Here is a 12,768-nt window from a genome sequence, read left to right as displayed (position 1 = left end):
TCATCCAAATGAGCCAAAAATGGTTTAATGACAATAAAATTTACCAGTTTTATATAGTTTACCACAAAATGGTCATCTTAATTGCCTTTTAAACTTGTCTATCATCAAACTGGTTATCCCCATTTCCTTTAAAACGAACCAAAATGACATCCTGCCCGATTTTTAATATATTTTTCCATGGGATCACAACCTCTTCTTCCTTCCCAAAAAAACCCCGTACCTTTCCACTCCCCGATATAACCACAGCTTCAATGATCCCAGTTGTTAAATTAATTTCAATATCCGCAATATTGCCAAGTTTTTTTCCATCTGAAATATTTACAACATCCTTTATTTGAAACTCAGATATTTTCACCATCATCCCTCACTCCTACTTTCCTTATTATAAAAATATATGATTGCTTTTTAGAAAGTATTGATGGTTCTTATTAAAAAAAAATAAAGCTGCCCGATGGACAGCCCTAACTTTGAATATTTTTATTCATTTGTCGAATAGCCGCTTTTTCCAACCTTGATACTTGTGCTTGGGAAATTCCAATCTCATCGGCCACTTCCATTTGTGTTTTCCCTTGGAAGAAACGCTTTCGCAAAATTAATTTTTCTCGTTCATTTAACCTTCGCATTCCCTCTTTTAATGCAATTTCCTCAATCCAATTTGTGTCCTTATTACGTTCATCACTTAATTGATCCATAACGTAAATTGGATCGCCACCATCATTGTAAATTGGTTCAAATAGAGAAACTGGATCTTGAATTGCGTCTAATGCAAAGACGATTTCTTCGTGTGGAACATCTAAAACCTTTGCAATCTCTTGGGCCGTAGGTTCCCTCGAGGTTTCACTCATTAAGCGCTCTCTTACTTGGAGAGCCTTATAAGCAATATCACGGAGTGACCTTGAGACCCTAATAGGATTATTATCACGTAAATAACGGCGAATTTCTCCAATAATCATTGGTACCGCATACGTAGAAAACTTAACATTTTGACCTAAATCAAAATTATCAATCGACTTCATTAGACCGATACATCCAACTTGGAATAGATCATCAACAAACTCACCCCGGTTGTTAAACCGCTGGATAACACTCAATACGAGCCTTAAGTTTCCATTAACTAACTTTTCCCTTGCTGTTATATCGCCCGCTTGCATTTGCCTGAAGAGTAATCTCATTTCTTCATTTTTTAATACAGGAAGTTTTGATGTATCGACACCGCAAATTTCAACTTTATTTCGAGTCAATCTGTTTTCCCTCCTCATAGGAGCTGCTGTACTAAAAACAGTATCTCCTCGAGCAGGAAAAATATGCACATTGACCAAGCTAATAAACTACCTGGAAATGATATAAATTGCAATTATTTCCTTAAATAATCACTATTTTTCTTTGAAAAAATTTATTTTTTTTTACTACTTTTCTACACCATTTTATTAAACTCTTTTCGAAGCCTTTTTATTATTCTTTTTTCTAATCTTGAAATATAAGACTGTGAAATTCCAAGCATATCTGCTACGTCCTTCTGAGTTTTCTCCTCGCCATTTGTAAGTCCAAATCTAAGTTCCATGATTTGCTTTTCACGCTCAGTTAATTGATGCAATGCCTTTGATAACAGTTTCCGATCAACATTTGCTTCAAGATCTCTGGTTATGATGTCTTCGTCGGTTCCAAGAACATCTGATAAAAGTAATTCATTGCCATCCCAGTCTATGTTTAGTGGTTCATCAAAGGAAACTTCTGAACGAATTTTATTATTTCTTCTTAAATACATCAATATTTCATTTTCAATACATCTTGATGCATATGTAGCAAGCTTTATTTTCTTTTCAGGATTAAACGTATTAACAGCTTTTATAAGCCCAATTGTCCCAATACTAATTAAGTCTTCAATATTAATTCCTGTATTTTCAAATTTTCTAGCAATATAAACGACTAGCCTGAGGTTTCTTTCGATTAGAACTGATCTTGCTGCTTTGTCCCCACTTGGAAGTTTATTTAGCAAAACCTCTTCCTCATCTTTATTTAGAGGGGGCGGTAATGCTTCACTTCCCCCAATGTAATAAACTTCATCCGTTTTCATACCAAGTTTGATTAAAAGCTTTGACCATAAGTATGATAAGCGAAGTCTCCATTTTTTCATGGAAGTTCCTCCTTCTAAATTATGTTTTTACTGAGTATAGTAATATTAACCTACTCTTACCTCTTCACACCGCTGTTTTGGCCCGGTGAGCATCTTTGGATGAACAATGCATTGAAAGGCATCATCTGATGAAAGTTGCTGCATTGTGAAGGAAACAAGCCCTTTTTTACATTCATAAACTCTGTCACCTGTTTTTATCATGATAGTTTCTGGCTTAATCGCCACGATGAGTTGATGCTCTTGTCCAACAACCCGACAAGGAATTACTCTTAATTGGCTTTTCCATTCTAGCGGAATGCTTTCATCCCCCTTTAACACAAGCTCAGGATCAAGAGTCATCCTTTTTAAAGGTTCTGGGATTGAATCAAGTTGGTTTTTGATGGAAACAAACATCACAGGCATATTGGATAACGGATCATACAGTTGATTCCCACTATCAACTAACCCTTTGAAAACAAATATTTCATTATACAGTTTCAAGGAAACACTCACAATTTGGTCAAATTGGATTTTGGCCATTTCCATATTTTCAATTTTCGCCTTTGAAAAGTGCCACGCGATAGGAAAGCCAATTAGTACAAATAGCCAACTTATTGGATCTCCAAAGCCTTGAACATTGGAAATAAGTACATTTGTTGTTAATTTACTATCATATTGAATAAAGTAATGGGCCCCAATTAAAGCCCCACCAATTAAAAAAGTTGAAAAATAAAGGGTCAATAGTGCCCTTACAAAAAAGCGCCACCGTTTATAACCAAAAACGGCCAGAATCATCGCCACTGAACACAATAATTTTGAGACAGGATTTCCCGATATTGTATTCAATGGTGTAAAAGATAATAAAATAATGAGTGACCCAATAAAACCACCAGCTAATAACCTCCAAATTCGAATGGTTCTTTTTAGAAATAATGCTGTTAAATAAAGGAGCAGGCTATCAAATAAAAAGTTAAGAACCCAGATAACATCTAAATAAACAGTCAAATAGCTTTCACACATCCTATCAGATTCTATCTAAATAGCATTAGAAGACATATTACAGGCTGTTCTATTATTCTGATTATGAAAAAGTATAACGCATATGCAGTGATGAAGTGTGTCACTTTGTGTAATCAAAAAAACAGAAATTTTTACTATTTCCCGGGGATTTTGTCAGATTAGAGAATATTGAAAGTGTAAGTGTCTCGAGGAGGAAGAGCAGATTGCGTAAGACCAGTCGCCAAGGTTCCAAATTGCAACTAACTATCAGAAGAGGCCTTCTTAAATTAATTTTATAACGAACCCTATCTGATTTAATTATCTATATCCCAATAGCCGATCCGAGCCCCAAAGGGCAAATGATTAGGCGCTGGTGTACTTAAGCACTAGCAGAATATATGGATATAAATTCTGCTTAGTTGACAAAAGGCATAGCTCCTATTGGAGCTATGCCTTCTTAATTCATCATGTACTTACTAGATAATTTGACTTATCTACGACGATTTCTATTACGTAAGAAAGTTGGAATATCCAAAGCTTCTTCTTGTGAAGCAGACGTGTTTCGAGGTTGTTCCTGTTGTGGAACCTCTTCACGTTTTGTTTCGCGCTTCACAACTCCTGGCGTTACTTTTGCTTGTCCAAAAGAAGGACGCGTTACTTTTGGTTGTGTATTTTCTTCTTTAAAACCTGTGGCAATTACAGTCACAATGATTTCATCTTTTAAATTTTCATTGATTACAGAACCAAAGATCATATTAACTTCCTGATCAGATGCAGTAGCAACAATATCTGCTGCTTCTTGTACCTCATATAGGCTTAAATTCGTACCACCAGTTATATTCATCAAAACACCTTGGGCACCATCTATTGAGGTTTCCAGTAATGGTGAACTGATAGATTTTTTTGCTGCTTCTGCTGCGCGATTTTCACCTGCAGCAACACCGATACCCATTAACGCAGATCCTTTACTGGACATGATCGTTTTCACGTCAGCAAAATCTAGGTTTATCAATCCTGGTACAGCAATTAAATCTGAAATACCTTGTACCCCTTGGCGAAGAACATTGTCCGCTTCGCGGAAAGCTTCAAGCATTGGTGTACTTTTATCGACGATTTCAAGAAGGCGGTCATTTGGAATGACAATCAACGTATCAACTGCTTCTTTCATTGCACCGATTCCACCAGAGGCTTGATTGGAGCGTTTCTTTCCTTCAAAGGTAAATGGTCTTGTGACAACACCAACTGTTAATGCACCAAGATCACGAGCAATTTGTGCAATAACAGGAGCAGCCCCAGTACCCGTTCCGCCACCCATACCTGCAGTTACGAAAACCATATCGGCTCCGCTTAATGCTTCTTCAAGTTGTTCTTTGCTTTCTTCTGCCGCTTTTTTTCCAACTTCAGGATTAGCACCTGCGCCAAGACCTCTTGTTAATTTTCCACCAATTTGCATTTTGATTTCGGCTTTGGAAAGGTTTAAAGCTTGTGCATCTGTATTTACAGCAATAAACTCTACACCTTTAACGCCATGTTCGATCATTCGGTTTACTGCATTATTTCCGCCACCACCAACTCCGATGACTTTTATTGTTGCAAGAGAATCTAAATTCGTATCAAACTCTAACATGACAAATCCTCCTAATTCGTCGATCTTCCTTTTTCGGTTTTGCTTATTCGAAAAAGTAACCAAGGAATTTTTTTACTCTCGATGACATTTTTTCTTCCTGATGTTTATCTGGTTTTGCTTTAGGCAATTGTTGCTTAGAACTGCGTTTTTCACTTGGTTCGGAAACCGATGAAGATTCAACAGTAACTCCGCCTGGTAATCTAGCAAACTTATATGCATATTGGATCAAACCAACAGCGGTTGTATATTGTGGTTCCCTAACTCCAATATAATCAGGAGCAGCAATACGGACTCTGTTTTGAAAAATCTCCTCTGCAAGTTCGAGTACACCCTGCATATTAGCAATTCCACCTGTTAAAACAAACCCACCTGGCAAATCACGAATGCCAAGCCTTTTCATTTCTTGAACAACTAATTCAAAAATTTCTTCCATTCTAGCTTCTATAATATCAGAAATTTCAAGCTGGTTAAATTGTTGATGTTGATCACTTCCAATAATTGGAACACTAAAAACTTCTTCTTCTGATGCATCATCGTAAAAGGAATGACCATACTTCACTTTTATCATCTCTGCATCCTCAGTGGATGTGCGCAGACCAATTGAAAGATCCTTCGTAATATGGTCTCCCCCGATCGGAAGAAAGCCTGTTGCCTTTAAGTGGCCTTGATCAAAATATGCTATGGTTGTTGATCCCCCACCAAGATCAATAAGGGCAACACCAAGGTTTTTCTCATCCTTAGATAAGGCAAAGGATCCTGCTGCGAGAGGTTGCAAGGTGATATCTAAAATTTCCAATCCAGCTTTTTCAACACAACGGAGGGTATTATGTAAGATTGTTTTGGAAGTAGTTATAATCATTCCTTCCATTTCAAGACGAACACCAATCATACCTCGTGGATCATTTATTTCATCAAGGCCATCTACGATATATTGCTTCGCATCAACCCCAATAATTTCTCTTTCTGGGGGGATAGAAATGACCTGAGCGGCTTCAATTACCCTAACTACATCGTCGTTTGTTATTTCACGGTTTTGACTTGAAACGGCAACAACACCGTGGCAGTGTGTTAGCATTACATGATTTGCTGTTATGCCTACAACAACTTGGCGTATCTCCATTCCAATCATTCTTTCTGCTTGTTCTATCGCCTTCTTGATAGAATGAACGGTTTCATCTATATCGATGATCGAGCCTTTCCGTAACCCTTCAGAATTCTCATTACCAACGCCAATTATATTTAACGTGTCATTGACCATTTCCCCAATGATTACCTTTACGCTGGATGTACCGATGTCAAGACTTACATAAATTTCATTGCTGTTCATTCTTTGGCACCTCCTTTTGCATTCCTTTAAAAAATACTATTTTTACATGTTCGGCGAATCAAATTATTTTTATCCGAAAATTAATTTCGAGGACGTGGCTTACGAACCCGTTAAGTGAAGATTTGAAATCCTCCCATTTTGAGTCGTAAAGCAATATTTTTCGGTGATGATCTACGCCCCTGAATTTGCTATAACGATTTACCAGTAGTTGATTTTTCTTTCCTACTAGGTATATCTTATAAAAATATTCGTCACAACTTAATAATTCCCTTTAAATAATTTCACTTTTTTTCAATTTTTTGTTTGTTTGTTGACCATTTCGACAATAATATTCTTCTTATTACCGCAATGTTCTGAAATAATCTTACTCCAAATGCAAAAACTGCGGCTAAATATAAGTCTACACCAAGATGGACACCTAGAAAAGCTAAACCTGCAGCAAGCATTATATTAAAAAAAAAGCCTGAGACAAATACCCTTTCATCGTAAATATTTTGAAGATGGGCTCTAATGCCACCAAACAAAGTATCAAAGGCAGCAAGTACAGCAATTGATAAATAATTGGAATACTCTTCTGGAACTCTAATATCTGTCCGAAACCCAAGGATAATTCCAATAACCAATCCCATTATTGGAAGCCACATCAAGAACTGCCTCCTTTATTAGCCTTCACCATCTCCATATTTTGGATGTGAATTGAATTTTCATATGCGGGAACCACAATTTTTGCATTTGGTATAGAAACCGTTAGTCGCAAATTGTCGATAAAAAATTCTTCAGCAGATTTAGAAACCTGCATACGATTGTATAGCTCCTGTGCTATTTTCATATTATCAGTGACCACTTTCACCTCAATTGGGAGGCTTTTAATAGAGTGACCATCAATTTTCGTTTCCGTATTTATGTCCCGAATCACTGTTGTATTGATAATTCTTTGACCATCAATAGAAACGTATTTTGCTTCGTACATATTTAATTCATTTAATAATCGTTTCAAAAGATCTGGAGAAATCACTTGGGTCACAGGTTCCCCTAATTTAATATCCTCGTAAACTGGTTCTATCTTTAAACTAATTCCTGGGCCGATTACATCAGTCATACCAGATTCGACTTTTAATTCCTGCAAGGTATTTTGCAATGCTTCTTCTTTGCTCTGCTTTTTCTTAGAATCATAGGCCGATAGTTTTTCTTCATTTGAACGAATCTCTTCTAATAAATTGGACTGCAATTCTTTTTCCTTTAGTAAGTCTTCACGGAGTTGCCAAATATCCCTTGTATCTCTTACTAATGGTTTCTTTATTGTTTGAAATTGAATAGCGATCATAAACCCAATAACTATAGCTATAACAACAAGGCTCATTTTTTTATTTTTTTTGTCCACTTTATTCACCGACCTTCTATCCTTTTGTTAATGTGGACACAAAAACAAAAACTAAACCCTAGCTTCCCAAAATGGGGGCTAAAACAATTTCATTTTCTTTCTCAAGACTAAAAACAATATTATCATTCACTAGCTGGTCTCTAATTCCCCCAGTTAGGTTTAACGCTGATGACAAAACATCTGGATCACCAATTGCGGTAATCACAAATGGTGCAGGATGCTGCTTTCCATCCACTGTAATCACAGGTCCATTACACACTATGTAAGAATGGCTTGATAGCCGTTGGCCATTAATTGCAACCGCAGAGGCACCTGCAACATAAAGTTCATTGACCACTTTAAACACATGAAACTCATGAACCAGATAATTGTTTACATTCCCATCCTTTGGGTCATACGCTCCATCGTCAAGAGTCACCATCACGCCTTTTCCTTTAACCTTTATCTTGCCTAGAAACATCCGGTATTTTTCAGCTTCTTCAGCCAAGTTAAAGAAAACTTGCGCCTCTTTCGATAGATCCTTCTCATTTGCTAAAACCTTATCTTGTTTTTGTTTTAATTCTTTCTGTAGTTTGCGATTAGTTTCTTCCTGTGAAATTAATTGATTCCTTAAATCAATTGTTTTCCCGTATTGAGGAGCAGTTAATTTTACATTTTTCGTTTCATTTTCTTTTTGAGTTAAATGGTAGGAAAACGCCAGCAAATACCCAAGGACAAGGCAGACGAAGGATAAAACAACTTGTTTATTTTTTATCCTTATCTTTCTCATTTTGAACCTCCCCATTTGAACCATATGCCTTGAAAAAAGACCCTACTTCTAAATCAATGACCCCTTTTTTAGTAACGTCTAATTGGCTTATGATTGAAGGATAATGGGCCATTTTTTCAGAAAAACTTCTGATCGTTGCACTGACTTCAAAGCCATCGTTCATATATGAAGAAATGTGATAATTATCAGTTTTATAAGGAGTATAGTGTATTTCAGAGATAGAATTAAGGATTTCTTCAGGTAACTTTTTTAGCTCAGTTACCATTTCTTCAAGAACAACTCCTTGCTCAAAGTCGATTAGAATAGGTGCATTTATTGGAAATCGACTCTGCCCCTTACTTAAAATAGTTCCATTTTCCAAAACTGGATAAAAGACTGCATCTTTTTTTAGATAAGCAATTCTTTTATGCTCTTTCACTTGAATAATAAGTGAATTAGGCCAACGAACCTTTACTGATGCTTTATTTATCTCTTGGAGTTGCTCTAACTTACCCGCAATGACTTGGCCTTTTATCTGCCAAATATTATTCTTTGTTGTCACGCCTGTTTTCTTTATAATTTCGTCGGTCGAATAGTCTTGATTTCCTTTAACGATTATTTTCTTTACATGGCTAAGTGGTGATTGCACATACGTAACAACAGCAATAAGGGAAAAAAATAAGAAAAGTAGGAAAATCAGTCTTCTGTTAGCTTTTCTTCGTCTTTGTTGTTTAAGTTGTGGAATACGGTCTTCAAGAGCAACGATTTTTCCTTTTTCCATACCTTCCCTCCATAAGAAGAGTGCTAGCTTTGTACGTTCTTATTTTTAGAAAAAAATTATCCTTAAGGAAAGCCTGTCCATTAAAGTGAAAACAACGGCACGAAAGATCATGCCGTCATTTCATCAAACAGTTTTTCACATTGTTAATTATACCACAATTTTGGGAAATCGTAAGCGATATTTCCTGTTACTTTCGACCGATTATTTCCACTTCTGTTTCCATTTTAATTTCATACAAACGATAAATTGTCTCTTTTACATGCTGAATTAAGTTGTGCACATCCTCTGCTTTTGCATTGCCAACGTTGACAATAAAATTCCCATGCATTTCGGAAATTTTTGCCCCTCCAATACTGAAACCCTTTAACCCGGCAGCCTCTATTAATTTACCAGCATAGTTTGGAAGTGGATTCCGAAATATACTTCCGGCACAAGGGAAATTCCACGGTTGTGTCTCTTTTCGATAATCTTTATTTTTTTGCATTTCAGCTACTATTTCCGAACGATTACCATAAGATAGTTGGAAAGTTGACTCGACTAAAACTCCCCGACGTTTTTTCTGAAGGATAGATGTACGATAGGAAAATTCCATTTCTTCATTGGAAAGCCACTCGAATGTTCCATCTTCAAATAGTATATGAGCCGTCTTTAACACTTTACTGATATCCGACCCATGCGCGCCTGCATTCATATAGACAGCACCACCGACAGATCCCGGAATTCCACTAGCAAATTCCAGTCCAGAAATCCCCTTTTTACTTATAATTGTTGCCAAACTTATTAGAGAATGTCCTCCCCCAACAGTGATTTCTGTTTCTTCAATCTGAAGCTGATCCAGCCCAGTTCCTAATCTAACCACAGCCCCCTCGATCCCTTTATCTGAAATTAACAGGTTAGAGCCTCTGCCGATTGCTTGCCAATTTAGTTTGTATTTCCGCAATACATTAATCGCTTTCTGTAAGTTTTCCACTGATGTTGGTTCTATAAAAAGATCAGCGGGGCCTCCAATTTTCATCGTCGTGTACTGTGCAAGTGATTCATTTTCCTTTACCTTACCAATATTTAATGCTTGTAATTCATTTACAATACCGTTCATTGTCTACCTCCTTTTTTTAAAGAACAGGGGTTAGTTTCAGTCTATGCCAAAAACGTCATTGGACTACTTTTGCTTTACAAGTTCTTTCATTAATTTATAAAGCCGACATGCTGAGTCTGGAATCCCCATTTTTTTTGCTTTCTTTTTCATCCCAGTTAATTTCTCTTTATCAAGGAGAACTCGATCAATATTCTTGATTAGACTCTTATTATTCAAATCTTTCTCTAAAAGTATCTCAGCAGCACCCTGAATCTCAAGGGAACGAGCATTTTTTTCTTGATGATTATTTGTTACGTACGGACTTGGAATCAAGATGCTTGGCACTCCAAGGGAAGTCAATTCAGCTAAGGTTGTTGCACCTGATCTTGATATCACCAAGTCAATCCCTGCTAGAACTTCAGGCATATTATGAATAAACGGTTGAATTACTACATTTTGTGGATTTCCGACTAACTCAACTTCTTTTTTTACCTCTTCAAAGTGGGCATCTCCCGTAATATACAAAACCTGATAGGGTTTTTTCCCTAATTCCGATAACGATTTTACGACGGCCTCATTTATTGGTCTTGCTCCACGACTTCCTCCAAAAATAAGAACAGCAGGGGTCGTTGTACTAAGTCCTACTGAAATCCTTCCCCGTATTCCGTCCTTACCGATCACTTCTTGTGCCCTCGGATTCCCTGTTAAGACAACCTTATTTTTAGGAAAATAGTCTTTTGCCTCTTCAAAGCAAACAGCAATTTTGCTCACATACCGACTCAAAAACTTATTTGTTAACCCTGGAATACTATTTTGTTCATGGATAATAGTAGGAATTTTCAATTTTGCAGCGGCATAAACTACGGGTCCACACACATATCCACCCGTTCCAATCACAATATCTGGTTTAAATTCTTTTAAAATTTTTCTACTAGTGCTAACACCCTTTAGAAATCTAAAAACTGTTTTTAAATTATCAAAGGAAAGCTTTCTTTTAAATCCTGTAATATGTATTGATTTAAAGGGAATGTTCTCCCTGGTGACTATAGTGCTTTCGAGGCCTTTTTCAGTACCTATGTATAAAAATTCTGCTTCCTTCGTTTCCTTCTGTATTTCTCTTATCAGAGCAAGTGCAGGATAAATATGACCACCAGTTCCCCCGCCACTTATGACTATTTTCATTTTAAACACCCCTATTTTTTTTAGCTCTCTTATATATCTCTGCTGATTTTTGCACATTTTATCCAAAAATTGTTTTTATCACCAATATCATTTAACTAATCCTATTTATTAATTGTGCAAAAGATTGTTTCTGTTCCCCATTCTACTATAAACCATGTGCTTGATCGGCTTTGAAAAGGGAATGTTATGGAATTGTAATACTATATCTGTATTTTTACAAAATGCTACTAATTTTCCTGCTAAATAAAGAAAACTCGCCAATTGGCGAGCCCCTTTGGGCGATGATTAGGCGTAGCTGCCCTTATACGCTAGCAGATTTTATGGATATAAATTCTGCTTAGCCAAAAAAGAACCCTGCCAAGACAGGGGATTAGGTAAATTGTACGGGTTCTTTGCGCTTTTCTTAATATCTTGAATATCGACTAATATTTAATAGAACTCCAATTGCAACCAGCATGAGCGTTAATGAGGAACCACCATAGCTTAGAAATGGTAAGGTAATACCCGTTACTGGCATTAGTCCAGTTACAACACCGATATTTATCATAACCTGAATAGCGATCATGGCAATAATACCGATTGCAAGAAAGCTACCATATAAATCAGGAGCACCGATTGCGATCCTAATTCCTCTCCACAATAATAAGGCAAATAAAAGGATAATGAAAGATCCCCCAATAAACCCCAATTCTTCAGAGAGAATCGCAAAGATAAAATCTGTTTGAGGTTCAGGAAGGTAAAAGAACTTTTGCCTACTCTCACCTAGACCAAGACCAAACAACCCACCCGGTCCAATTGCATAAAGTGATTGTATAATTTGGAATCCACTACCAAGTGGGTCTTGCCACGGATCTAAAAAGGATGTAATCCTTTTAATTCGGTATGGAGCTGAAGCAATTAATCCTACGAATCCGGCTACGCCAATTAATCCAAGACCAGCAAAATGGCTGATTTTAGCGCCAGCAATAAAGATCATCACAATACTGGTTCCAATCATAACAGTTCCGGTACCAAGGTCTGGTTGGAGCATAATCATTGCAAACGCTGCAAACACAAGTCCTAATGATGGGACAAGGCCTTTTCGGAAAGAAGTGATAAATTTTTGTCTCTCCGACAGATATTTTGCAAGAAAAGCAATCATTGCAAGTTTCATGAATTCTGAAGGCTGAATGGAGAAAGCCCCCACACCAATCCAGCTTCTGGAGCCATTCCGAACATTCCCAATACCTGGAATGAGAACGAGAACCAAAAGTACGAAACAAAAAATTAAGATTGTTTTTGACCAAGTTCGCCATGTCCAATAACTGATATTCATGATAAAGAACATCGCAGCAATTCCAACTCCAGCAAATAACAATTGCCTTTTAGCGAAGAAAAAGGCATCTTGGAATTTATATTCCGCCCAGACTGCGCTAGCACTGTACACCATGATGAGCCCAATTGCCAGCAGTGTTAAAGTAATAATTAATAAAATAATATCAGGAGTAGTTTTCTTTGTCGGCACCACTAACACCTCGGGACGCTAGTTTTAGGGC

At 36.9% G+C, this 12,768-nt stretch carries 13 protein-coding genes; all 13 read right to left on the bottom strand.

Translation table 11 applies throughout. The annotated features are described in order from the left end of the window. Positions 1-88: 88 nt before the first annotated feature. A complete protein-coding gene (locus RCG20_RS17800; protein WP_308181456.1) occupies positions 89-358 on the bottom strand; it encodes a YlmC/YmxH family sporulation protein in 270 nt (89 codons plus the stop codon). Between the two features lie 103 nt (positions 359-461). Then, positions 462-1,241, bottom strand: a complete 780-nt coding sequence (gene sigG / locus RCG20_RS17795) for an RNA polymerase sporulation sigma factor SigG (protein WP_308181455.1) — start codon at positions 1,239-1,241, stop codon at positions 462-464. 173 nt (positions 1,242-1,414) lie between these two features. Then, on the bottom strand, positions 1,415-2,134 hold the full coding sequence (sigE, locus tag RCG20_RS17790) for an RNA polymerase sporulation sigma factor SigE (protein WP_308181454.1): 720 nt from the start codon (positions 2,132-2,134) through the stop codon (positions 1,415-1,417). 45 nt (positions 2,135-2,179) lie between these two features. Next, a complete protein-coding gene (gene spoIIGA / locus RCG20_RS17785; protein WP_308181453.1) occupies positions 2,180-3,118 on the bottom strand; it encodes a sigma-E processing peptidase SpoIIGA in 939 nt (312 codons plus the stop codon). Between the two features lie 484 nt (positions 3,119-3,602). Then, on the bottom strand, positions 3,603-4,739 hold the full coding sequence (gene ftsZ, locus RCG20_RS17780) for a cell division protein FtsZ (RefSeq protein WP_308181452.1): 1,137 nt from the start codon (positions 4,737-4,739) through the stop codon (positions 3,603-3,605). Between the two features lie 43 nt (positions 4,740-4,782). Further along, on the bottom strand, positions 4,783-6,066 hold the full coding sequence (gene ftsA / locus RCG20_RS17775; protein WP_308181451.1) for a cell division protein FtsA: 1,284 nt from the start codon (positions 6,064-6,066) through the stop codon (positions 4,783-4,785). Positions 6,067-6,347: 281 nt separating this feature from the next. After that, the gene (locus tag RCG20_RS17770) at positions 6,348-6,710 is read right to left on the bottom strand and encodes a small basic family protein (protein ID WP_308181450.1); all 363 of its coding nucleotides are present in this window, start codon (positions 6,708-6,710) and stop codon (positions 6,348-6,350) included. Further along, positions 6,710-7,426: a DUF881 domain-containing protein gene (locus RCG20_RS17765; protein WP_374120549.1), complete on the bottom strand. Its 717-nt coding sequence runs from the start codon at positions 7,424-7,426 to the stop codon at positions 6,710-6,712. Before RCG20_RS17765 ends, RCG20_RS17770 begins: the two co-directional genes overlap by 1 nt. 79 nt (positions 7,427-7,505) lie before the next feature. Then, the gene (locus tag RCG20_RS17760; protein ID WP_308181449.1) at positions 7,506-8,216 is read right to left on the bottom strand and encodes a DUF881 domain-containing protein; all 711 of its coding nucleotides are present in this window, start codon (positions 8,214-8,216) and stop codon (positions 7,506-7,508) included. Then, entirely contained in the window at positions 8,191-8,976 is a 786-nt protein-coding gene (locus RCG20_RS17755; RefSeq protein ID WP_308181448.1) for a cell division protein FtsQ/DivIB, read from the bottom strand. Before RCG20_RS17755 ends, RCG20_RS17760 begins: the two co-directional genes overlap by 26 nt. A gap of 187 nt (positions 8,977-9,163) precedes the next feature. Next, positions 9,164-10,072: a UDP-N-acetylmuramate dehydrogenase gene (gene murB / locus RCG20_RS17750; protein WP_308181447.1), complete on the bottom strand. Its 909-nt coding sequence runs from the start codon at positions 10,070-10,072 to the stop codon at positions 9,164-9,166. Positions 10,073-10,135: 63 nt separating this feature from the next. Then, the gene (gene murG / locus RCG20_RS17745; RefSeq protein WP_308181446.1) at positions 10,136-11,233 is read right to left on the bottom strand and encodes an undecaprenyldiphospho-muramoylpentapeptide beta-N-acetylglucosaminyltransferase; all 1,098 of its coding nucleotides are present in this window, start codon (positions 11,231-11,233) and stop codon (positions 10,136-10,138) included. Between the two features lie 403 nt (positions 11,234-11,636). After that, complete coding sequence (spoVE, locus tag RCG20_RS17740) at positions 11,637-12,737, bottom strand: stage V sporulation protein E (RefSeq protein WP_308181444.1); 1,101 nt, start codon at positions 12,735-12,737, stop codon at positions 11,637-11,639. Positions 12,738-12,768: the final 31 nt, after the last annotated feature.

It is taken from the genome of Neobacillus sp. PS3-40, from assembly GCF_030915485.1.
Lineage (GTDB): Bacteria > Bacillota > Bacilli > Bacillales > Cytobacillaceae > JAUZPL01.
Note: the sequence above shows the minus strand (reverse complement) of the source record. Positions and strands in the feature narration are given on the sequence as shown.

Bases quoted from the DNA above. Each gene is read 5' to 3' on its own strand.
- RCG20_RS17760 (WP_308181449.1), bottom strand. From the start codon at position 8,216: ATGAGAAAGATAAGGATAAAAAATAAACAAGTTGTTTTATCCTTCGTC.
- RCG20_RS17800 (WP_308181456.1), bottom strand. From the start codon at position 358: ATGGTGAAAATATCTGAGTTTCAAATAAAGGATGTTGTAAATATTTCA.
- ftsZ (WP_308181452.1), bottom strand. From the start codon at position 4,739: ATGTTAGAGTTTGATACGAATTTAGATTCTCTTGCAACAATAAAAGTC.
- murB (WP_308181447.1), bottom strand. From the start codon at position 10,072: ATGAACGGTATTGTAAATGAATTACAAGCATTAAATATTGGTAAGGTA.
- sigE (WP_308181454.1), bottom strand. From the start codon at position 2,134: ATGAAAAAATGGAGACTTCGCTTATCATACTTATGGTCAAAGCTTTTA.
- ftsA (WP_308181451.1), bottom strand. From the start codon at position 6,066: ATGAACAGCAATGAAATTTATGTAAGTCTTGACATCGGTACATCCAGC.
- RCG20_RS17770 (WP_308181450.1), bottom strand. From the start codon at position 6,710: ATGTGGCTTCCAATAATGGGATTGGTTATTGGAATTATCCTTGGGTTT.
- RCG20_RS17765 (WP_374120549.1), bottom strand. From the start codon at position 7,426: ATGAGCCTTGTTGTTATAGCTATAGTTATTGGGTTTATGATCGCTATT.
- RCG20_RS17755 (WP_308181448.1), bottom strand. From the start codon at position 8,976: ATGGAAAAAGGAAAAATCGTTGCTCTTGAAGACCGTATTCCACAACTT.
- murG (WP_308181446.1), bottom strand. From the start codon at position 11,233: ATGAAAATAGTCATAAGTGGCGGGGGAACTGGTGGTCATATTTATCCT.